13 protein-coding genes and 3 pseudogenes are annotated in these 22,696 nt (G+C 68.7%); 10 read left to right on the forward strand and 6 right to left on the reverse strand.

Going from position 1 to position 22,696, the window contains the following annotated elements; genetic code table 11:
* Positions 1 to 90 precede the first annotated feature (90 nt).
* Positions 91 to 478: pseudogene (locus tag IF30_RS45920) on the forward strand (transposase); the annotation flags it as partial.
* A 167-nt stretch (positions 479 to 645) separates the two neighbouring features.
* Here IF30_RS45920 and IF30_RS0134140 read toward each other — a convergent pair.
* The 3 genes and pseudogenes from IF30_RS0134140 to IF30_RS48245 all read right to left on the reverse strand — a co-directional run.
* Positions 646 to 1,695: pseudogene (locus IF30_RS0134140) on the reverse strand (IS701 family transposase); the annotation flags it as partial.
* A gap of 93 nt (positions 1,696 to 1,788) precedes the next feature.
* A complete protein-coding gene (locus tag IF30_RS0134145) occupies positions 1,789 to 2,205 on the reverse strand; it encodes a DUF5958 family protein (RefSeq protein WP_030245772.1) in 417 nt (138 codons plus the stop codon).
* Positions 2,206 to 2,362: 157 nt separating this feature from the next.
* A complete protein-coding gene (locus IF30_RS48245) occupies positions 2,363 to 4,081 on the reverse strand; it encodes a hypothetical protein (RefSeq protein ID WP_158835703.1) in 1,719 nt (572 codons plus the stop codon).
* 669 nt (positions 4,082 to 4,750) lie between these two features.
* Here IF30_RS48245 and IF30_RS0134155 point away from each other — a divergent pair.
* The 3 genes and pseudogenes from IF30_RS0134155 to IF30_RS0134165 all read left to right on the forward strand — a co-directional run.
* The gene (locus IF30_RS0134155; RefSeq protein WP_051711790.1) at positions 4,751 to 5,281 is read left to right on the forward strand and encodes a GNAT family N-acetyltransferase; all 531 of its coding nucleotides are present in this window, start codon (positions 4,751 to 4,753) and stop codon (positions 5,279 to 5,281) included.
* 352 nt (positions 5,282 to 5,633) lie between these two features.
* Positions 5,634 to 6,269: a LysE family translocator gene (locus IF30_RS0134160; protein WP_030245781.1), complete on the forward strand. Its 636-nt coding sequence runs from the start codon at positions 5,634 to 5,636 to the stop codon at positions 6,267 to 6,269.
* Between the two features lie 27 nt (positions 6,270 to 6,296).
* Positions 6,297 to 6,536: pseudogene (locus IF30_RS0134165) on the forward strand (TOBE domain-containing protein); the annotation flags it as partial.
* 255 nt (positions 6,537 to 6,791) lie between these two features.
* Here the strand turns inward: IF30_RS0134165 and IF30_RS44160 are convergent.
* The 3 genes from IF30_RS44160 to IF30_RS0134180 form a co-directional block, all read right to left on the reverse strand.
* Positions 6,792 to 8,444, reverse strand: a complete 1,653-nt coding sequence (locus tag IF30_RS44160) for an Ig-like domain-containing protein (RefSeq protein WP_051711792.1) — start codon at positions 8,442 to 8,444, stop codon at positions 6,792 to 6,794.
* A 112-nt stretch (positions 8,445 to 8,556) separates the two neighbouring features.
* Positions 8,557 to 9,636, reverse strand: coding sequence for a hypothetical protein (locus tag IF30_RS0134175; RefSeq protein WP_030245788.1), 1,080 nt, complete (start codon positions 9,634 to 9,636; stop codon positions 8,557 to 8,559).
* Positions 9,637 to 9,784: 148 nt separating this feature from the next.
* A complete protein-coding gene (locus IF30_RS0134180; RefSeq protein WP_030245791.1) occupies positions 9,785 to 10,249 on the reverse strand; it encodes a molybdopterin-dependent oxidoreductase in 465 nt (154 codons plus the stop codon).
* A gap of 254 nt (positions 10,250 to 10,503) precedes the next feature.
* Between IF30_RS0134180 and IF30_RS0134185 the strand changes: the two genes are divergently transcribed.
* The 6 genes from IF30_RS0134185 to IF30_RS0134210 all read left to right on the forward strand — a co-directional run bounded on the left by IF30_RS0134185 (position 10,504) and on the right by IF30_RS0134210 (position 22,429).
* A complete protein-coding gene (locus IF30_RS0134185) occupies positions 10,504 to 11,328 on the forward strand; it encodes an FAD binding domain-containing protein (RefSeq protein ID WP_030245792.1) in 825 nt (274 codons plus the stop codon).
* Positions 11,325 to 14,087 carry a molybdopterin-dependent oxidoreductase gene (locus tag IF30_RS0134190; protein ID WP_037902063.1) on the forward strand — a complete coding sequence of 921 codons (2,763 nt, stop codon included), beginning with the start codon at positions 11,325 to 11,327 and terminating at the stop codon, positions 14,085 to 14,087. The genes IF30_RS0134185 and IF30_RS0134190 overlap by 4 nt, the downstream gene beginning before the upstream one ends.
* Before the next feature lie 471 nt (positions 14,088 to 14,558).
* Positions 14,559 to 16,043: a PucR family transcriptional regulator gene (locus tag IF30_RS0134195; protein WP_030245796.1), complete on the forward strand. Its 1,485-nt coding sequence runs from the start codon at positions 14,559 to 14,561 to the stop codon at positions 16,041 to 16,043.
* A gap of 633 nt (positions 16,044 to 16,676) precedes the next feature.
* On the forward strand, positions 16,677 to 17,246 hold the full coding sequence (locus tag IF30_RS45925; RefSeq protein ID WP_199807977.1) for a hypothetical protein: 570 nt from the start codon (positions 16,677 to 16,679) through the stop codon (positions 17,244 to 17,246).
* A 430-nt stretch (positions 17,247 to 17,676) separates the two neighbouring features.
* A complete protein-coding gene (locus tag IF30_RS0134205; RefSeq protein ID WP_030245800.1) occupies positions 17,677 to 19,413 on the forward strand; it encodes an RICIN domain-containing protein in 1,737 nt (578 codons plus the stop codon).
* A gap of 1,420 nt (positions 19,414 to 20,833) precedes the next feature.
* Positions 20,834 to 22,429 carry an alkyl sulfatase dimerization domain-containing protein gene (locus IF30_RS0134210; protein WP_078891930.1) on the forward strand — a complete coding sequence of 532 codons (1,596 nt, stop codon included), beginning with the start codon at positions 20,834 to 20,836 and terminating at the stop codon, positions 22,427 to 22,429.
* The last annotated feature ends 267 nt before the right edge of the window (positions 22,430 to 22,696 follow it).

Here is a 22,696-nt window from a genome sequence, read left to right on the forward strand (position 1 = left end):
ACAGGTCCTAACAGAAGCCGTGTTGTTGTGTGACCGTCGGCTGGTCTGCTCGTTGGATCGTCCGTGGGGAAGAGGGAATCTCGTCCGTGGATCGTGTCGGACGAACTGTGGGGGCTGGTCGAGCCGTTGCTGCCTGAACCGGGCCCGAAGCTGAAGCCGGGGCGTCCTCGAGTGCCGGACCGGCAGGCCTTGTGCGGGATCCTGTTCGTGCTGCACACCGGCATCCAGTGGGAGTACCTGCCGCAGGAGCTCGGCTTCGGCTCGGGTATGACCTGCTGGCGGCGCCTGGCAGCGTGGAACGAAGCCGGCGTGTGGGACCGGCTCCATCTGGTCCTGCTGCGAAAGCTGCGGTCCGCCCGGCAGCTCGACTGGTCCCGGGCGGTGATCGACTTCACTGACCGGCGGCAACCGCAACGACGTCACCCAGCTGCTGCCCCTGCTCGCGAAGATCCCCGCCGTGGCCGGCCTGGTCGGCCGGCGACCTGCTTGGTGGAGTCTGCGCCAGATTGACCAAGCCAGAAGGCGGTTCGGCGGTGCGGTCGGCCGTCTGAACAGCGTGCCGATGAGATGGCGTATCTCCGGGATGGTCAGGTCGATCGGGTCACTGCTGCGGGCAGGAAGGTTCGGGTCGGTGCTCCGGTTGGGCTTCGCGCTGACAGCGACGGCGGCGAGGAAGGCCAGCGCGAGCATGGCCAGGGTGATGTGGCGGTGCCAGGAGGTCCAGTGACGGACCTGGTAGTGGTCCAGGCCGACCTGACCTTTCGCGGCTTGGAAGCACTCCCCGATGCACCACCTGATCCCAGCGACGCGTACCAGCGTGGACAGGGCCACCTCGCCCGGTGACCAGCACAGGTAGAAGGCGAGTTCGCCGGTTGCGGCGTTGCGGCGGACCAGCAGGCACCGGTTCCTGTCGGCGCCGATCTGCACCCACGCCCAGTCGTAGTAGCGCGGGCCCTTCGCTCCGGCGCCGACGCTCTGCCGGTGCCAGGCGTCCCGAGGCAGGACGGCGGCCATGGCGTCGGCTCGCGCCACCGTGCGGTCCTGGTTGATCCGCACCCTGGTAGTGCAGGCGACCGCCAGGACGTAGCCGATCCCGCGTGCCTCCAGGGCGGAGCGAAGCTGGGGGTCCTGGCCGTAGACCTCGTCTCCGGTCACCCAAGAGGACGCGCACCCGGCGTCCAGGGCCGCTTCGATCATCTGCAGAGCCAGGCGGGGCTTGGTGGCGAACTCGACCTGCTCGGGAACGCCGGAGCCGGACCGGCGCTCGGGATCCCGGCACCAGGTGTGCTCGGGGAGGTAGAGCCGACGGTCGATCAGGGCCCTGCCCCGAGACGACGCGTAAGCGAGGAACACCCCGACCTGGGCATTTTCGATCCGCCCGGCAGTGCCGGTGTACTGCCGCTGCACGCCCGCCGAACGGAGGCCCTTCTTCAAGAACCCCGTCTCGTCCACGACCAACACCCCGTCACCGCCGAGATGGTCCAGCACGTAGGAGCGCACCTCGTCGCGCACCTCGTCAGCGTCCCAGCGTGCGCTTCGCAGCAGCCGCTGCATCGCGCCGGGGCGAGCATGGCCGGCTTCCTCGGCCAGCTGCCAGCAGTTCTTGCGTTCGACGCCGGACAGCAATCCGAGGACGAACGCCCGTGCCGTCGCCCTCGGTTCCACTCGTCGGAAACGGCCCGCGATGCGGGCCATGGCCTGGTCGAACATCGCCCGCCAGCGGGCAGGGTCTACGCTATGGCCCGCGGCCACCGCACCATTCTCAGAAGTCCACACAACCTCTGATGATCACGCGGTGGCCGCTTGCGTATCTGCCCCTGCCGCCAATTGGTGCCAGGCATGGGTGCATCCGTCGGCGCAGAACCGCTCCCGGCGGCGCTTGTCCGCCACCCCCAGCAGCGCGACCAGCAGCCGAAACGCCTTCACGCGCTCGTCCTGCGGCAGATTGATGATCTTTGTCAGCTGCCCGGCCAACTGCCCACGCGTGATCAGCACCGCCGGGGTGTGCGTCGGCCGGATACCGGCGAGTCGCACGCTCTCGGGCCCGTCCTCCATCGTCGCGCGGGCCTGAATGCAGTGTCCGCCCAGATCCCGCAGGACCTCGAACTGGTCCTCGGAGGGAAGGGCTTCGAACCACTCGACACCCTGCCCGAGCGGGCGCAGCCCCTGTGCGAGTTCGTTCAACATGACCGTGCGCTCGTCCATCCGCCCACCTCCGCGACTCGGCTGAGGCCAGTAGACCCCGGGGGTCATCGAACCAGATCGCGAAGTATGACTGGAGAATTAGGACCTTTAAGACACCAGCGCGTACATGTACACCAACGCGCACTGAGGCCGCCGCGGCGGTTCTCTGTGATGGGGCTCAGTCAAGGCGAATGAAGTGAGCCACGAACAGGGTGAAGGCCAGGCCGAGCAGGGTGAAGAGCTCGACCATGAGAATGGATTGGCGCATCCGCCGCAACCGCGCGCTCAACGTTGAACTGTCCCTGCTCAACAGGAGAGTAGCGGCGAAGGCCACTGGAACAAGAATCACCGTGGCATCTTTCGCACTGAGTCCCTGCTGGTTTGGGATACTGCCGCTGGGTCCTTTGGCCGTCACTGAATTCAGCTCGGCAATTCCACGGAAACAGAGCAAGGCTATGGCAAATGCGGTGATCAGCATGGTGAACCAGAGCATGAAGGAGTGAAGCCTGGTCAGCCGCAGAGGAAGCTTGATCCAGATGCGATCATCGCGCTCACGCATCGAGTCCTGCCTCAGGTAGAGCTCGGACGTCCTCACCTCTTCATCGACCTTAGGGCCTTCGATCCGCCGACCCAGGATGTCCCTGGCCTCCGGCCGATGCAGGCGGACGGCAGTGTCGCCGACGCGCACGCTGACATGGTTCGTCTCCGCGTCCGCAAAAGCAATCATTGTGTAGGCCGTCTTACGAAAACCGTCACGCAAAGGAACGGCCGCCTCGTCCCGAGCCTTCGTGAAATAAACGGCCCGCTTTTGGCTCATCTTGATGATGAACGGCCTGTCCGTCGGAACGGTACAGCGAGCAAAAGCCGTCCAGCGAAGCCCGTAGCCGAAGTAGGCGGAAATGAAGGCTCTGGCATCCTTGTCGTCTCTGTTTTCCGCATCCTTCAAGAGTTTGTGCAGCCTAATAAGTATTTCGTGGATCTCATTACCAGTGGGTAGCTTGTAGTTTCGGAGATACTTGTAGCGACATGGGAGCTCCCGAAAGAGATAAGGGAGCGAGATCAAAGGGTGTTCGGCGCCGCTGACATGTTCGGAAATTACATAACCCTTGGAGAGGTGTGCAATCTTATTCGCCACGGCCCACCAGTCGTCGTAGGACTCCATGGTGTACGACGTGAGTTCTTTGTATGACTCTATAGCGTCCGACGTCGGCTCTTCGGAAATTGAGGGTTTTTCGAAACTGGAGAGGAGGTACTCCCTCGTCACATCCGACTCCTCCTGTCGGTCCCAGAAGCTCAAACTTCGAGGCGAAGGGTGGCGTCGCCTGTTCCAGAGCTCCTCGTAGGAGCTTGTCGGGAAATAGAAGATGGCAGTCAGGAGATCGAGGAGTCCTGGGTTGGATTCATTCCCGTCAAATTCTCTTCTCTCGCAGAGATTGGCCTTGCATGCCAAATGGGCAACATATTTGGCCTGGATTCTCGCGCTCTCATCAAGCGGGATCCTGTACTGCTCCTTTCCGTCGATGCTGATATGGAGATCGAGGAGCGGGATCGCCGGCATGTCAGCAATCGGAAGGATTATAGAAGCACTGTCGGGAGTTGGCCGAAATCTACGATCCAAAGGGGAGCTGAGGACGCTTCTCAGATGTCGGACCGGATCTTCTTCGCAGCCGTGCCTGCAGCCGTCGATCGTGCCGAAACGCCCGGAAATGGCCTCTCTGAGAGGTTTGACATGAATTTCCCGGGTACGCTCCGACCAAAGTGCACTGGAAAGCTCGATCCTTTCAACAGCGCGAAGCCGCCAGGCCTTCGGGTTGCCGAGAAGCGCGACGGCCGCCTCATCAAGCGTTAAGTCCGCAGGAGTGGGCGGCGTCATACGGCACCACTGGTCATTACTCATGCGCTTAGGCTAATCCGTCTTGCGGAAATCTTTACCCATGGCGAACATATTAATCATGACATCTCCTCAGAACAAGCCCATGTTTTCGGTATCGCTATCCAAGGTCGACCTTGACCTTGACCTCGACCTGACGGAAGTGCTGAAGCTGATCGGGTTCATCGCACTCATGATTCTGCTGGGGCTGATTTCGCAAGACATCCAAGCCATCCCTCGGCCGGCCTGGCGCTCACCGCGCTCATCGCGGCATTCGCAGCACTCTTCTTCAACACGTCTGCCATTGCGTTCCCGCGGCGCCTCTAGGTCGACATGCAAGTAACCCGAACGTGGTGCTGCTCTGACTGCTTCCTCTCGATGGACACCATCCCCCTACTCGACCCTGCATCGTTCGTTCGCAGAGCGCATCCCGAGACGCGAGCGCTGCCCGGAGCGCCAGGGGGCTGAGCGTCATGCAGGGCCGAGTGCGCACCACGGCGGTGGCCGCCACACCCAGGGGTGCGACGGCCCACCGATCAAGTCAGCTATTCACGGTCATCGCAGACGTGGGCTGTGCGGCGCGAGGAGCCCCTCATCCGGCTCATCCGATATCGCTGGCGCGGGGACGGCAGGCGCTACTAGGGTGCGGCGTGCGAGTAGCAAACTGATGGGGGTTCGAGTACTTTGGCAGGGCATGTGCGGTCGGCTACGTCGGAGGACGTGGCGGGTCTGGCGGTAGTCGAGGCCGCCTCCTGGCGGGCTGCGTTCGTCGGGTTGCTGCCCGCGGACTACCTGGCCGGGCTGGACACCGAGCGGCTGTGCGTCTCCTGGAAGGAGAAGCTGGCCGGGGGGAACTGGCCTTCCTCTGGAACGCTGCTGGCCGAGGGAGCAGTTGACGGTGAGGTCCGGACGGTCGGGTATTCGCGGTTCTATCCGACCGAGGACATGGACGACGACCCAAGGACTGTGTCGACGATCGGCGCCCTCTACACACTGCCCGAGGTGTGGGGAACCGGGATCGGCAAGACTTTGATGGCGCGGACACTGGCGACCATGGCCGAGGCAGGATTCAGGTCGGCGTCGTTGTGGGTCCTCGAGGACAACCTGCGTGCCCGGACCTTCTACCAGGGCCAGGGCTGGACGCATGACGGCACCGTGCTGCGGGAGTGCAGCGACGGGATGCCGATCACCAAGCTCCGCTACCGCTGCGCCCTGCCGACCAACTGAAGCTGCGGCGCCTCGAGTGCCGGTAGGCGTCGCGGTCGCGCCGCAGGTTGCGACACCGGGACAACGGCATCCCCATCTGCCTCGGCCGAGAGCTGGGCACGAGCGCGGACGGACTGTGGCCGGTCGCCGCCAGATGAGCTCAGGGCACCGCATGCGGCACAGTGCTTGCCCCTGAGTTGTTGCCCGAGGCAGGCTCTCCCCGCGCCTCCCTGCCGCGAGGGATGTCCCGAAGCCAATCCTCCGGGCTCCCTTCTGGGCCCACAGTGATTGTCGGGGGAAGGACCGCTCAGCGACGGTCTCGCGGTTTGAAATTCAGGTGTGCTGCCTCAGCTGGTGAGTGAGCATAGGGGCCATGGTTGACTCGAGCCTGTATGCCGCGTTCTTCGTCGCCGCCCTTCTGCTGTGCGTGTCGCCGGGGCCGGACATGATGTTCATCGTGGCGATGGGAGGCCGCGGTGGTCCAAGGACGGGGGTGCTCGCAGCGGTTGGGGTCGCATGCGGTGCCCTTCTCCACGTGCTCGCAGCGATGCTGGGCCTGTCTGCACTGTTCTTGGCGTTCCCAACGTTGTATTACGCACTGCGTTGGGCCGGCGCGGCGTACCTGCTGTACCTCGCCGTGAAGACGTTCCGGGACAAGGCCCCGCTCGACGGCGAGGAAGGACGGGCGGGATCTCCGGCTCCCAGCCGGTGGCGAGCCTTCGGCCAGGGCATGCTGACGAACGTGCTGAACCCCAAGGTGATCTTGTTCAACGTCGCGTTCCTGCCGCAGTTCGTCCGTCCCGCTCTGGGGCACGTCCCGGTGCAGTTCCTCATCCTGGGCCTGACGATGGTCCTCATCGGGCTCGCCATCGACACATCCGTTGGGCTGCTGTCGGGGCGCCTTGCCGCGCTACTGCGCCACAGCCGCCGGTTCGCGCGAGGGCTGAACATCTTCAGCGGCACGATCTTCAGCGGTCTGGCCGTGCGTCTGCTCGCCGCACCGAAGTAGAGGTTTGCCGACCGGCAACCACAGATGGCCACCGAGGTGGCGCTGGCCACCGGTCCGGTGGAGGGGCTGAGTATCCGCAACCAGCTGCCCGGCACGGTCACCGCTGTGTCCACGGGTGGGGCGATGGCAGGAGCGAGGGTCACCGTGGACGGCGGTGAGCTGACCGCTGTCATCACCGCCGACGCCTGCTCCGATCTGGGCCTTGCCGAAGGCTCGTCCGTGGTGGCGCTGATCAAGTCCACCGAGGTCTCGCTCGCAACCACCTGATTCGTTCCCGGCAGCTCACCGCCACCACGGCTGGTGCCGGCGGCCGGAGATCTCAGGGGGCGATGCCGGCACGGCGGGGTGCATGGCATACCGCGCGGTGCGCTCGTACCTGTGGGTGCGCACTGGTCGTTCCCCATCGAAGGGGAGCGACCCCAAGAACTGCCTGGCGGGGCCTCAGCCTGCGCAGCTGAGGCCCCGGCCAAGCGGGATGGAGGTGTGCTATCCGTCGGCAATGGCTGCCGCTGTTCTTGATTCTCAGCGGGCCGTGACGGTGTTGCCTGAGACCTCCGTCCCACCGGTGTTGCTGTTCAGCGTCATCGTGCCGTGGACCTCGTTGCCCGCGCAGTTGTCGGCGCGGCCCGGGTCCGATCCGATCAGGACGTAGCCGCTGGTGCCCTGGACGGTGACGGCTCCCCGGAGCGTGGAGTGGCAGACGGTGAGGGCGAGGGCGCTGTCGGCCGTCAGGGAGCCGTGGATCTCGGCGTCGAGGACGGCCAGTGCTCCGCCGGGCCGTACGGTGATCGCTCCGTCCTGGACGCCGCCGGACGTGATGCAGAGGGAGCGATCGGTGTCGACGGTCAGCCGGCCGTGGTGGGCGGTGGTGATGCAGGGTTCGCTGAAGCCGACGGTGAGGCCGGTCGGGTCGGTGGTGGTGCTGGCGGTGAGGTTCGGGTCGCCGCTGTAGGTGGCGGTGATCGGGTGGGAGCCGGGCTGGAGCCGGGGCGTGGTGAAGGTGGCCCGGCCGCCGTCGAGCGGCATGGTGGCCAGGGGCGTGGTGCCGTCGGAGAAGGTGACCGTTCCGGTCGGGGTGGGGGCGGCGGGGTTGGTCGGGCCGACCGTCGCGGTGAGGGTGACGGGGTGTCCGAACAGTGGCGTCGCCGTGTCGGTGGTGAGTGTGGTGGTGGTGCCGTAGCGGAAGGAGACGACGGCCCGGCCGTTGCCGTGGTTGACGCCCTGGAGGAGCGAGGCGTCGATGGCCGTGGGCGCCGCGTAGCTGCTGCCGCCGCCACCGCCCGCGCCGTACAGGTTGCCGGGATTCCCGCCGCCCGATCCACCTCCGCCACCGAACCAGCCCCCGCCGCCCCCGCCGCCGCCGTTGCCGCCGCGGGCGCCGTTGCCCCCGGTCCCGCCGCTGCCCGGGTTGTACAGGCCCGTCCAGTTGTCGTAGTCGCCGCCGGGAGCGCCCGGGCCGCCGAGTGCGGAGTTGGGGCTGCCGGTGCCGGGCGCGCTCTGGGTACCGCCGCCGCCGGCCACGCCGGAGCCGGCCGGGCCGCCGCCCTGGCCGCCGGACTCGCCGGTCGGGCCGCCGCCGTTGCCGCCGTGCAGCAGGGGACCGCCGTTGCCCGCGCCGCCACCGCCACCGGCGACGAGCACCCGGTCGGCCGCGCCGAAGGTGCCGGTGCGCACGTCGGAGGCGCCGCCGCCCGAGCCCCCGCCACCGTGTGCCCCGCCGCCGCCGGTGCCGTGGCCGTAGCCGCCCGGGCGGGCGAACTCGCCGTGTCGGGAGGTGCCGGGGGTGCCGGCCGCGCCGAGGGTGATCTGCAGGGTCTGGCCGGGTGTCACGGCGAGGGTGGCCCGGGATTCGCCGCCGAGGCCGCCGGGCGCGCCGGTGTTCGGCGGGTTGGGGGAGACGTACCCGGCGGCGCTGCCGCCCTCGGCGCCGAACAGGTCGATGCTGACCGCGGTGACGCCGTCCGGCACGGTGAAGGTGTCCGTGCCGGTGGCGGTGTAGGTGCAGCTGGGGGAGGAGGGGGTGAGGGCGCCGCCGCTGCCGCACGGTGGGGCCGGCGCCGCCGCGGCGGTCGCGGTGACGGGTACGAGTGCGGCGGCGAGCAGGCCGCAGGCTCCGGCCAGGGCGGTGGTGGCGGAGCTGAGGGTGCGCGGACGGGGGGTGGTCCGTGGGTTCATGGGTGTTGATGTTGCCTTTCCGGGCCGGTGTGGGCGGCCCGAGGTGGAACCGGTGATCCGCAGGTAGGCCGGGTGCTTCCCGGCCTGCCTGCGGATCGGGGCGGTGGGTGGATCAGATGCCGTCGTTGGCGCAGAGCGCCCAGGCGTCGGAGTAGTTGCCCGTGGAGCCGGCGCCGCCGGTGTGGGTGTAGGCGGTCCAGTAGGACGCGGTGGTGGTGCCGTCGCTGACCGGGTTGCCGCTCGCGTCGCTGGGGTAGCTGCCGTTGAGGTGGTCGCCGCCGGAGCCGGGCCCGGTGAAGTCGGTGCCGGTCACGTTGCCGCTGCTGATGGCCGCGCCGCCGCTGACCAGCTTGCCGTCATTGGCGCCGCAGCCGACGGTCACCGTCTGGCCGGTGGTCGCGGTGTTCGGGCCGCTCGCCTCGCTGTTGCGGACCGTGACGGTGGCTCCGCTCACGTTGATGTTGTTGCCGCTGCAGATGGCGTAGGCGTAGGTCTCGTTGGTGGTGCCGCCGCCACCGCCGTTCCAGCCGACCGCGGCCCAGGAGTCGGGGTTGGTCTCCCCGTTGGCCGCGGCCTTCTGCCCGTAGTCGTGGGCGGAGTTGTTGAAGGTCGGGTAGCTGGCGATCGGCTTGAGGCTGCCGACGTCGGCCGGGGTGGTCCGGGCGCCGCCGCCGAGCAGGCGGGTGCCGGCCGGGCAGGTGGCCACGGTCAGGGCCACGGTCGAGGCCGTGCTGGGACCTGCGACCTTGTTCATCACCACCTGGGTGTGGTTGATCAGGTTGCTGGTGAAGCAGACCGCGTACGGGGTGGTGGAGAAGGAGGCGTTGACCGCGCCGCCGCTGCCGCCGATGGCGAGCCAGTGGGTCACGTCGGTGCCGACGACGCCGGTGGAGCCGAGGTACTCGGTGGAGCCGTCGGGGCTGGGCCCGGTGCCGTTGACCTTGTTGCCGTTGGACGAAGCCCCGGTGCCGATGGCCTGGTTGATGCCGCCACCGGATATCAGACCGCTCGCGCAGTCCGCGTGTGTGGAGATCTCTGAGAACGTCGAGGCGGGCCCGGCGGTCGCGCCGGGAGTCTTCACCGTCACGCTGACGGTGTTGGCGTACGCGGTGCCCGACACGGCAACCACCAGGACGGCGCCGATCGCGAGCGCCTTTCCTACGGTGACGCGACGCAGAAAGCCCATGGACATCGGGCGGTCCTTTCTTGTGCCGACGCGGCAAACGGCGCAGGCCGACGTCGGCGGGGGTGGAGGAAAGAGGGGCGCTGAAAGCCTGATGGCCGACCCGTGGGTAGACCATTGGTGATCCACACGGTGCGCCCGGGCCTTCCCTGGGTGGTCACCCAGGCAGCGGCTCGCGCTGGAACGGGCCCACCCACACCTCGGTGATTCCGCTGATGTACCGCGCCCCGCAGTAGTCTGCGGGAACCACCAGCTGCGGCCCCGCGCTGTCGAGCGGTGCCCCGTCGATGCTCGTGGCCAGGAGGATCTGTTGACCGCCGAACTCAGGGTCGATCTCCGCCCACGACACCACCGCGCAGTGCCCGTCCGTCCCCGTGACGGTCAGCAGGAACCGCAGGCGCCCCTTGCGTCCGTGAAGATCCACCCGCGGGTGAGCAGCCCGTACGACGTCCCATAGCCGCGGACCGTCGAAGCCGTGCTGCTGGTCGCCGTTGCCGAGGCAGTTGAATCGTGCCTCGACGTGGTGGGAGGGCAGAGAGCGCAATTGTGCGACGGTCAGTTCGGCCGGGTCGTCCAGCAGCCCGCGGAGGCGGACGGAGGCGGGTGCGTCGGGTCTGCCCACTTACTACTCCCTACAGCCGATGAACAAGGTCGCGATGGTGTTACCCATGCCTGTCCGCAGATACCCGTCTATCGATCAGTGCGGACTGGCAAATGCGATCCTTCTTCTAGCTCTGTCATCGCAGATGCGGCATGTACATGCGCTGGTTGATCACCCAATTCGGGCCCCGGGGCCTGGTGTGCCGACCCACTCGTTCCGGCTGGTGGGACGTTGCTTCAATCTCCGTGTCGATCTGTCGAGGACGGTGGTTGCACGTGGACCTGAACACGGTGGTGGAGTTGCGCGACGCGCGCAGTCGCGGCACATGGCGGCCCGGGGACGCCTGGCTGGGCGGGGGCACGTACTTGTTCTCCGAGCCCCAGCCGCACATCCGCCGTCTGATCGATCTGAGCCGGATGGGCTGGGAGCCGGTCCGGATGACCCCGGCCGGGGATCTGGAGATCGCCGCGACCTGCACGATCGCCCAGCTGTCCTGCTTCGCCCGGCGCGCGGACTGGCCGGCGGCGCCGCTGTTCGAACAGTGCTGCCGGGCGTTCCTCGCCTCGTGGAAGGTGTGGAACATGGCCACCGTCGGCGGCAACCTGTGCAACGGGCTGCCGGCCGGGCCGATGATCTCGCTGACCGCCGCCCTGGACGGCGCGTGCACCCTGCTGTCCCAGACCGGCGAGGTGCGCCGGGTGCCGGTCAAGGACTTCGTCATCGGCGCCGGCGTCAAGGACCTGCGGCCCGGTGAGCTGCTGCGTTCCGTCACCCTCCCCGGCCGGGCGCTGGAGAGCCGCACCGCCTTCCGGCAGGCGTCCCTGTACGGGCTCGGCCGCTCCGGCGCGCTGCTGATCGGCGTCCGCGATCCGATCGACGGCGAACTCGCCCTGACCGTCACCGCGTCGACCGTACGGCCCATCCGGTTGCGCTTCGCGGTGCCGCCCACCGCGGAGGCGGTCCGCGAGGCCGTCGAGTACGGAATCGGCGCACACGAGTACTTCGACGACATTCACGGACTGCCCGCGTGGCGGCGGCACATGACCTTCCGCTTCGCCGAGGAGATCCGCCGCGAGCTGGTCGAGGAGGACGGACGATGAGCTTCACCATTCAGGTCAACGGCGAGGAGTTCGACGCCGAACCGCGAGCGGGCCAGTGCCTGCGCACATACCTGCGCGAGCGCGGCTGGTTCGGAGTGAAGAAGGGCTGCGACGCCGGCGACTGCGGCGCCTGCACCGTCCAGGTCGACGGGGAGCCCGTCCACAGCTGCCTCTACCCGGCGCTGCGCGCCGAGGGCCGCTCGGTCACCACCGTCGAGGGCCTGGCCCGGGACGGCGAACTCCACCCGATGCAGCAGAAGTTCCTGGATGCCCAGGGTTTCCAGTGCGGTTTCTGCACGGCCGGCATGCTGATGACCACCTCCGCCGCCGCCTTCGACGACGACAAGCGCGCAGACCTGCCGAGGGCGTTGAAGGGAAACCTGTGCCGCTGCACCGGCTACCGGGCGATCGAGGACGCCGTCCGCGGGGTACGGCACACCGAACGGCCCTGCGCCGGGCAAGCGGTCGGACGCAGCCTCGGCGCGCCCGCCGGCCCGCAAGTGGTGACCGGTACCGCGCGCTACACCTTCGACATCGAGATCGAGGGCCTGTTGCACCTGAAGCTGCTGCGCTCCCCGCACCCGCACGCCCGGATCGTCTCCGTCGACACCTCGGCGGCGCTGCGTGTGCCGGGCGTGGTCGCCGTGTTCACCCACGAGGACGCGCCCGACAAGCTCTACTCCTCAGCCCGGCACGAGCACCCCACCGAGGACCCGGACGACACCCGGGTGCTGGACGACGTGGTCCGCTTCGTCGGCCAGCGGGTCGCCGCCGTGGTCGCCGACAGCGAGGCGGCGGCCGAGGAAGGCTGTCGGAGGATCGTTGTCGAGTACGAGCAACTCCCGTACGTGCTCGACCCGGATCAGGCGATGGAGCCCGGCGCGCCGGTGATTCACCCCAAGGGGCCGGAGTCGCGGATCGCCCGGCCGGAGAGCAACGTGTGCGGTGAGGCCCATGGTGAGCTGGGTGACGTCGAGGCGGGCTTCGCCGCCGCCCACGTGGTGTACGAGGAGACCTTCCGCACCCAGCGGGTCCAGCACGCCAGCCTGGAGACCCACGGCTGCGTCGTGTACTTCGAGGAGAACGAGGAGTCCGGCGAGGAGCGGATCGTGGTCCGCTCCTCCACGCAGGTGCCGTTCCTCACCCGGCGGGCGTTGTGCGACCTGTACGAGCTGCCGATGGAGAAGGTCCGTGTGGTAGCGGGCCGGGTCGGCGGCGGTTTCGGCGGCAAGCAGGAGATGCTCACCGAGGACATCGCCGTGCTTGCGGCACTGCGCCTGCGTCGGCCGGTGAAGTTGGAGTTCACGCGCGCCGAGCAGTTCTACGGCGCCACTACCCGCCATCCGTTCACGATCAGCGTGAAGCTCGGCGCCGAGAAGGACGGCACCCTGACCGCCCTGCAGTTCCGGGTCGTCGCGAACACCGGCGCGTACGGCAACCACGGCCCGGCGGTGATGTTCCACAGCATCGGCGAATCGATGGGGATCTACCGGGCACCGCACAAGAAGGTCGACGCCTACTCCGTCTACACCAACTGCGTGCCCGCCGGTGCCTTCCGCGGGTACGGACTGGGCCAGGTGACGTTCGCCGTCGAGTCGGCGATGGACGAACTCGCCCGGCGGCTGAAGATCGACCCGTTGGTGCTGCGCGAGAGGAACATCATCGGCCCCGGCGAGCCCATGGAGGGCCCCCTCGGCGAGGAGGAGGACCTCCACATCGCCTCCTACGGCCTCGACCAGTGCCTCGCCGTCGTCCGGAACGCCCTCGCCGACGACACCAGCACCGAGCTCGCCCCCGAGGGTTGGCTGGTGGGCCAGGGCTTCGCCGTGTCGGCGATCGCCTGCGGCCCACCCGGCGGGCACGTCGCCGACGCCACGGTGAAGCTGCTGGAGGACGGGACGTACGACATCGCTGTCGGCACCGCGGAGTTCGGCAACGGCACGACCACCGTCCACAAGCAGATCACCGCCGGGGCGCTGGGAACCACCGTCGACCGGATCACCATCCGGCAGTCCGACACCGACCTCGTACGCCACGACACCGGCGCCTTCGGCTCGGCCGGCACCGTCGTCGCCGGCAAGGCCGTGATGAAGGCCGCCGACGCGCTCGCCGAGCAGATCCTCTCCTTCACCGCCGAGTACGCCCGCACCCCGCGCAGCCTGCTGCGGCTCACCGCCGACTCCGTGGACTGCGACGGCCGGCCGGTGGCGCTCAAGGAGGTCTTCGAGGCCGCGCGCGGCCGGGGCGTCGAGCTCACGGCCGACGGCCACTTCGGCGGCTCGCCGCGCTCGGTCGCCTTCAACTCCCAGTGGTTCCGCATCGCCGTCGACCCGGACACCGGAGAGATCCGCATCCTGCGCAGCGTCCACGGTGCCGACGCCGGAAAGGTGATGAACCCCCTGCAGTGCCGCGGCCAGGTCGAAGGGGGCGTCGCCCAGGCCCTCGGCGCCACGCTCTTCGAGCAGGTGCTGCTGGACGACCGGGGCGAGGTCACCACCGCCGCGTTCCGCCGCTACCGGCTGCCCGCCTTCGCGGACGTACCGCGCACCGAGGTCCACTTCTCCGAGACCTCCGACGCCATCGGACCGCTGGGCGCCAAGTCGATGTCCGAGAGCCCGTTCAATCCGGTGCCACCCGCCTTCGCCAACGCCCTGCGCGACGCCACCGGCATCCGCTTCACCGAGGCGCCGTTCCTGCGCGACAAGGTCTGGCAGGCAATCGACGAGCACCGCCGCAGCGGCCGTCGCGCCGCAGCCTGACGACCGACGGCGAAGGCGTGAGTCCGCAGAGCCGCTGCGGACTCGCGCCGTCACGGGCAGCAGTGGGCAGTAGCTCGCCATCGGGTCGGTGAAGCCCCGGCCAGGGGGCGGAAAGCGACGGCGTCGGCGTGCACCGTCCGGGGCGCGGGAGACGGTGTCGCCCGCTTGAGGAGGTCCGGGCGTCCTGCGCTTCCCGCGTCCCTGCGCCGTGCACGCCGACGCCGGGAAGCAGTGGCGGACCGGATCCGCCGACGCCGGTCGCGTCCGGACGGGCTCCTCCGGTCCTGCCGCACCCGATTCAACCGGAGCGCCAGTGTCGGGACCAATGGACAACGACACCACCCGCACCCCGGGCCATCGGGTGATCGAACAAGAGGGAAGACCCGCGCTTCTCCTTGCATTTACGATGCCTCCGCGCGATCGAATCCCGCATGTGCGGCGCGCCTGCGTTTGGAGCACAAGGAGCACAACATGATCGTCGGAGACCTGCTGGAGCTGGACGACCTCCACATCGAGGTCGCCTGGGCCTCCCCGCCCATGCTCGGCCGCGAGGTGAGCGGAGTGACCTCCACCGACCTGCAGGACCCGGCGCGCTACCTGCAGCAGGGCGAACTGGTCCTCACCGGCCTCGTCTGGTGGCGGCCCGACGACGGCCAGGCCGCCATGCGCTTCGCCAACGCACTGCGCAGCGCCGAAGTCGCCGCGCTCCTGGCCGGCGAGGGCACCCACGGCGCCGTCCCACCGGAGCTGATCGACGCCTGCCGCCGACACGGCGTCCCCCTGCTGTCGATACCCACCGGAACCAGCTTCCGCGCCGTCACCGACCGCATCTACCTGCGCCTGTGGGGCGACCTCCAGACGCACTCCGAAGACAGGGCGGCCCTGCCGGCCGCAGCCCGCCGCACCCTGACACAGATGATCCACGCACAGGCACCGCTGGCCCACCTCCTGCAGCGGGCCGTGACCGACCTCGGCTTGCCCGAGTGCTCCCTGACCACCGGCGCCGGCCGCCTGCTGGCCTCCTCGGCTTCGGGGACCACGGCGGCGACATCCGTTCCGGTGGGTCCACCGGGCGACTCGCCGTTCGACGGCTGGCTACTCCAGCCCCACACCGAACCGGGACCCGCCGCCGCCACCATGCTGCACGGCCTGGCCGAGCTGCTCGCCCCCCTGGCGATCCGCGCCCGGGCCACCGCCTCCGCCCAGCGGCAGACCGGCACCCGGCTGATCGAACTGCTCGACTCCGGCGCCGAAGCCGACACCGAGGCCGAACGCGCCCTCGCGTTCTCCGGCCTGCCCCCGCACACAAGGCTCACCCCGGTCGCGGCGCGGATCGACAGCACCTCCGAGACCTGGACGGCAGCCGCCCTCGCCGAGGCCCTCCACGAACTGCCGGACCCCTTCATCGCCGCCCCCGACAGCCGGGGCGGCGCGCTCGCGCTGTCCACAGCGGCGGAGAAGACGATCGCCTCGACGCTGCACTCCGCGCTTGCGCGCCTGGAATCACGACTGACCGGCCAGCGGCGCATCCACCTGGGCATCGGCCCCACCGTCCAACCGCTCGCCACCGAACTCAGAACCGCGCTCGTCCAAGCCCGGTACGCGATCAACGTCCAACCACCCGGTTCCGTCGGCCGCTGCTCACAGATCACCTCCCTCGAGACCCTGCTCCGCGGCGTGCCCCCCGAGATCACCGCCGCCTTCCGCCGACGGCTCCTCGCGCCACTGACCGAGCACGACCGCACGAACTCCGTCTCCCTGCTGGACACGCTCGACGCCTTCCTCCGGCACAACGCCTCCTGGGCGAAGACCGCCGAAGCCCTCCACCTCCACGTCAACACGGTGCACTACCGGATCAAGCGCATCGAGGAACTCACCGGCCGGAGCCTGCTGCACCTCGACGACCGGATCGACCTGTGGGCAGCCCTGCGGTGCACCTCCGCGCGCCTCTCATGACCGCCCGCGCCGAGCGCTGGGCGGGCACCACCAGGCCGACGCCTCGACACCAACTCCGGAAATCACGAGAGCGTCCGGGAACCCGTGGCACGCCCTGGGCGGCCTGCTGCTCGACCCGGGGCCGGCGGGCGGTCTTCCTGGTGAAGTTCCCGGTCTGTCTCCCGGCCTGGGTCATCGCCCGCCGGAACGCACCTGTCGGCGCTCGGTTGCGCCGACCTGACGTGCGGCCCTCGCCGAGTTGCGCCGGTGTCCGGTACCGCGCGGCCGGGTCACTGGATCTGCCGCTTCGTCAGCAAGCTCCGCTGCGGAGCGAACGGAGCGGAGCGGCAGCCGCTGTCACGGCCCGGACGTTGCCGGTGCCTGGGCAGACGCCGTCGGCGGCAACCATCTGCCGGGCCAGGGCGTCGGCAGGGCAACTGGCTGGCGCCCTGGGAACCCACGAGGAGCCGTGCTCGGCCACACCTCCCTGTTCGATCACCCAGTCAAAGGGCCCTCGCCCTGTGCTCGCCACCAGTCGTGGGCGGGCCCGGACCGCTGATTCAATCGCCCCCGCCCCAAGCCCGACGCCCTTCCGGCTCCGCGCCGGCCGTCGTGCGGCTCTCCGCACGTTGAAATCCCGAAAGGACGGGCTCGGTGGCAGACAAGTCTCTGCGGCGCTTCGCCGCAGAAAAGGTACTGGTCATAGGCGCCCTTCGGGTCGTGGCAGCGCCGGGAGCCGCCTACGCCGACACCGTGGGCGTCACGGTGCGGACCCCCAGGGCCACCCTCGGCCCCGCAAGCGCCAACTCCTCGATCTCGACGAGCGCTCACTGCACCAGCGGTCTCATCTCCGGTGGCGGCATCAACCAGGCCATCGGTACCGGCGCCGAGGTGAACGGCAACCATGTCATGGGCACCGAGCCCAGCGCGGACGGTGCCACCGAATACACCGGCTCGACCGGGGTCGTCGGCACCGACGTGCCGTACTGGATCGCGAAGGGCGCCAGCGGAGGGCAGGTCAACTCCTCGTTCTCCACCACCCCGTACGCGCAGTGTCTCACCAGCAGCCTGATCAACCACACCCAGGTCGTTTGGCTGTTGGTGCCTGCTGATAGGGCGCGGACATCTCCAATTGCTACTGTGCATAGTCGGCTGCGGATCCCGGCTCGGAGATCGCGCGGGTTGCGACCAAGATGCCGCTGCTTGACGGTTGGTCATTTCTAGAATAAGGCAGTTGCTCGGATCCGGTGGGCGTGTGACGCGGTCTTCGAATGCCCTCGGCCAGCGGAGCTGGTCACGAAGCATCGCCGAGGTCTTCGTTCGTGTCGAGTTCAACGAACCGTGGCCCGCCGACTCCGGCTGCACCAGGGGCTTGCTCATGCGCCGCCGACAGCTACCTGCGGAACTGTGGCCCGGAAGTGTGCCGTTCTCGATCGCAACCGGTCATCTAGGGGAAACATCGCTTCCCCGACCCCGGCGCGAGCCATAATGCGATGCGCGGCGTGCGGGTGCCGTCACTGTCAGCGAATGTGGGGCCGACCCGCCCGGGGGCCTGCGGGAGCCGGGCCTGCGCGGCCGGGGGTTGCCGCTCGTCTCAGGGTGGTCATTCACGGGCGTGTCCGTTCACGCCCGCCAGCATTGTGGAGGTGCGGCAATGAGCGATGTCGTGAACGACGACGGGGAGTTCAAGCGGAATGTGGTAGCCGGCGTCTGCGGCGCGCTGGGCGATACAGGAGTAGGCACGCGTGCGGCCACCAGGATGGAGAGCAATGGCTCCACCAACGTCCTGCTGGCCGTGATGCTCAACGCCTTCGCCCGGCAAGCGACCGAGCGGCACCTGTCGGACCTGGAAAGCGGGCTTGTGGGCGTGTTCACCCGTGCGGGGTTCACCGCCGGCGAGCTCGGGGAGATGGGGCGTGCCTTCGCCGAGGCTGCGCCGGAGGTCCGAGGGAGGTTCTTTCCCGGGCGTTTCGCCGCCTTGGGCATGGAGGACGCCTACAGCCTGGCTGATCTGCGGGCCGATCTGCCGCAGCTGGGCCGGGACTTTCTCGCCACGTGCAAGAACATCCGGGCGGTGGACGCCACGCGCCTGATGGGCCCGCTCGGAGAGGATGTCGACGCGCAGGCGATGCCGGTCGATCCGGGGCCCAGTGCGGCCTTTCTGCAGGAAACCGCCGAGAAGGGGTGGGGCCTGGTCTGCGTGGGGCTGCCCGAGGAGCACCCCGCCGTCGCGGCGGCGCAGTCCGGCGACGCGGGCCCCTACTTCGTGTCGCTCGATGCCGTCACATGTCACCGCAAGTCGAACGAGTGGGGCCACGACGAACCGAAGTTCTCGCTGGCCCTGTGCGACGGGGACGCCCAGCGCGCCTACACCACTGAGCAGTTGAGCATGAAATCCGGCGACATCCGCGCCTTCGAGCCGAACCGGCTGTGGAGCAGCAGGGTGGCCAACGGCGGCCTCGCCACGGTGGTCGACGCCTGGGAGATCGACCACGGCGGGGGCGACGCGAAGGCCAAGTTCATCATCGATGAGGTCCTCAAGATCTTCATGAACGAGCTGACGATGGAGACCTGGCAAGACGTGGTCTACACCATCATCGGCGAGCTGACGGGTGTCGGACTTCCCGCCCCTGTCGCCGGTCTGTTCGTGCTGATCCTCGGTGCCGTTAGGGCGCTCCTGACGAACGAAGACGACCACATCGGCACCTATTCCTTGCTGGTGCCCGAACCGGCGCTGATGCTGCAGAAGCAGATCCAGGACACCCTGCGCAACCCCCCGCCGGGGGGCGTGGTGCCGAGGATCGCCGATCTGACCGGGCAGAACGAAGCCGCCGTGCGAACCTTCTTGGCAGCGGGCGCCTATTGGGCCTACCGGCCGCAGCTTCACTTCGACGCCGGCAGTGACGGGACGTGGCAGATCGGATTCCTGTTGGTGCCCGACTCATCGAGGCAGGTCAGCGGCCTGCCCGCCAGGGTGCGGCTGGAGTCTGTCTACAGCGGCAAGTTCGCCAGCACCGAAGGCAGCATCGACCACAACGGCCCGGCCATTCACCAATGGGAATGGAAGGATCAGCCCAACCAACGGTGGGACCTTGAACGCCTGCCCAACGGCAGCTACAAGTTCACCTCCTTCCGCAGCCCCACCCGTGTCATGACGATCCACGGCCCCTACCCCGGCAACGCCCCCACCATCATCCTGCAAACCTGGAACGACGGCTCGCACCAGAAGTGGCAACTGCTCCCCGTCGGGCAGAACGAGTACTTCATCGTGTCCGACTACCGCGGTGGAGCAATGAGCATCGAAGGCCCGACCACTTACAACGGCGCCAAACTCATCCACTACAACCTGCGCGCTCGCAGCAACCAGGTCTGGAGGATCCTCGGGGCGTAGGACAGACCGGAAATTGGATCACTTGAGACGTCGGGTGGCGGGCCGGTCATCCCACCGATAGCCGCTGCGTGCCTGGCGGATCAGCAGTCCCGGCTGCGCCTCCGCAGCGGGCACCACGGGATTGCCATGAGCTACCAGTGGAGATTTGCTCGATCTGCGGCAGCCGCAGCGCCGGTAGACGCGGCCTCGGCCGTCTCCCGGCTTCGGTGAGCAGCGCATGGTGATCACCTCGGAGGGGTTCGAGCGCGCTGGATCTTCCGCATCCCAGTCTGCGCCGCGGGGCGACCACTGTGCGACCACCAGGGCACGTAAGTGCTGGCTGGCCTGTGGGTCTCCCTTGGCAGGTGGCGAAGGGAGACCCACGGGGCGTCTGGCTCGGTTGTGTGTCCCGTTTGCGGAACGGCGGGTCAGACGAGGCGGTCGCGGTTCGCGGCGGCCGCGCGGACGAACTGGGTGAAGCGGGCACGGCTGCGCCCGGGGACTTCTCGGTGCAGATCGAGCTGGTGGGGGATCAGTTCAGTGTGTCGAGTGCACTGTCGCCGTCGGGCGCCTGGGCGATGGCGGGGAGATGGGCGGCCCTGAGCGGGATCGTGCCATGCCCATAGTGCTACTCGGCGCCTCGGGACGTCTCCCGGCGGCGGCCTGGGCCCGGATGGTGGGGTGGACGGTACGCGCAATGACGCTTGTCGATCAACAGTGACTTACCGCGCTGATCACCGTTTCAGAGGGCATGGTCACTCATCGAGCAGTCACAGCCCTGGCGGTCGCCGCAGCAGCCCTGGGAAGTGGATTCGCGTCGGCGACTCCCGCGGCAGCAGGCGGAATCATCGTCATCGCATCCCCGTCATCCGACAACTCGTGCGCCAACCATGGACACGCAGCCCACCACGGAGGGACGACGAACGGGACCGGAACCGCGGGAGGGCTCCTCGCCGCAGTGCCGGCCAGTGCACCACTCAACCACTGCGGGGGCGCCGATGCCCCCACAGGTAACCTGATCCTCCTCGACAGGACCAATATTGGCCCGAGGGGATGACGGCCCGACGGCGCGAACCCCCGCTGGCTTCGTCCACGAGAGGTTTTCGTGGACGAAGCCGGATCGCTCGTTCAACGCCTTTCCTTGACGGACCGTCACGTGATTTTCGCTGGCGCGGAATCGGCGCGTCGCCGCCAGGGGCAGGTCTGCCATGTATTCAGCCATCTTTACGGAATTCTGGGTTCCTCTGCGCTCGGACTGAGGGGCGCGCGGGCCAGGGCGGCAGTGCATTCGGCCGGCATGCCCGCACTCGGGGCCTGCTATCGGATCAAGCCAACCCGAACCACTGTTTCATTGTGTGCACGTCACGTCACTCATAGTGTCGATTGCGGTCCGGTGCGCAGCGCAGGCGCCTGGGTATTTGCCGTGTCTTGAGGAGGCAGAATGACTACGAACGATGTCTTCGAGCCCGTGGGTCCGAGCGCGTACGTCACGGGGGAGAACCGGGCCGGGACCAAGAACGTTTCCGGATCCGCCACCGATTTCACGTATGCGGCGCGGGGTCTACTCGCGGTCCCCCAGAACCCCGTCATCGCGTCCAAGGACGGCAAGAGCGTCGTCTGGAACTCTGCCTCCTTCGAGTTCCTGGAAGACCTGGAGAATGTCCCGCCCATGGTGTCGGCTCCGGTGTGGCGCCAGGGGGTGCTGCTCCAACGGGCGGGGCTGTTCCAGGTCGCCTCGCAGCGTGCCGGTGCGGTCTACCAGGTGCGTGGGTTCGACCTCGCCAACATGACCATCGTCACCGGCAGTACCGGGCTGGTGGTGATCGACCCGCTCGGCTCGTCCGAGACCGCGCAGGCCGCGCTGCAGCTGTACCGCTTCGCCACCGAGGACCAGAAGCCGGTGTCGGCCGTGGTCCACACCCAGAGCGGTGTGGACCACTTCGGCGGCGTCCGGGGCCTGTTCGGCGCAAAGGTGCCCGCGAATCTGCCCGTCTACGCGCCCGACAGGCTGCTCGCCGACGCGCTGCTGAACCAGGTCACCAACGGCGCGCAGAGCGCGAAGCTCCTGGACTACGCCTACGGCACCCGCCTCGAGCCGGGCCCGTCCGGCCTGGTCGAATCCGACCTCGGCCTGACCCTCTACGTCGGGACCTCGACGTTCGTGGCGCCCACCCACACCGTCGGCGGCCTGCTGCCCGCCGCGACCTCGCAGGCCGACTGGCCCGCCTCGACGCAGATCGCCTGGCACGAGGGCCTGTACGTCGTCGAGGTGGACGGCGTGGAGCTGGTCCTCCAGCCCCTGAGCGGCCACGCCGCCTCGCCGGAGATGAACGTCTACCTGCCCGCGTTCAACACCGTCTACCTGGCCGGCCCCGGCCCGCTGGGCGGCGTGAACAAGGCCCGCGCCGCCTTCCTGGACCAGACGATCGCCGCCTTCGGCGCCACGGCCCGGATCGGCATGTCCGCCTACGGTTGGCCGGTGTGGACGACGGTCGGGGAGGACATGACGACGCCGGGCAACGAGGTGTCCGCCTGGCTGTCCGCCCACCGTGCGGCCGCCACCACCGCCGACCCGGGCGCACTGGCGAGCGTGGTCAACAGCTCCGGCTACGCGGGCACCCCCACCCGGACTGTCCGCGAGCTGTGGGCCAAGCTGGCCGGCACCAGCCTGGGGGCCCCGGACCTCGCCGTCACCGCCAAAGCGGCCCTGATCGCCCAGGGCGGCGCGGCCAAGCTCATCGCAGCCGCCCAAAACGCCTACGACAAGACCACCCCTGACTACGCGCAGGCCGTGGTCCTCCTCGACCCGGTGATCTCGGCCTGCTCCATCCCCCTGGCCGTCCCCGCCAACACCGAGAAGCAGGCCCGCACCCTCCAGTCCCACGCCCTCACCCAGCTCGCCTACCTCTCCACCAACGGCCGCCTGCGCAACGCCTGCCTCACCGCGGCCCACGACGTCCTCAATCCCGGCTCCATCGTCACCCGCTTCCCGCAGACCATCACCGACCTCGCGGCCGCCGCCAACCCGCTCTCCTGACCATCACGGTGTGGCCGCCCGCCCCCGGGCGGCCACACCGATGCCAGCCGGGGTGCAGGCCCGGCCCATGGAGAAAAAGCTCCTGACCCGGTGCCGAACCGGCCGGCGCGGCCCGGGGGCTGCATGCGTGCCCCTGAAGCCTGTTGAGCACGGGAGGCTGAAGAGCAGTCGGACGCTGCCCGTGCCGCCCACTCCTCGCGGCGACCGTGTTGGAGGCTCCGGGGTTCGATCGGTGGGGCGGAGGGTTCCAAGCTGGACCGGCGGGTG

Source organism: Streptomyces sp. NRRL S-350 (genome assembly GCF_000719705.1).
GTDB lineage: Bacteria > Actinomycetota > Actinomycetes > Streptomycetales > Streptomycetaceae > Kitasatospora.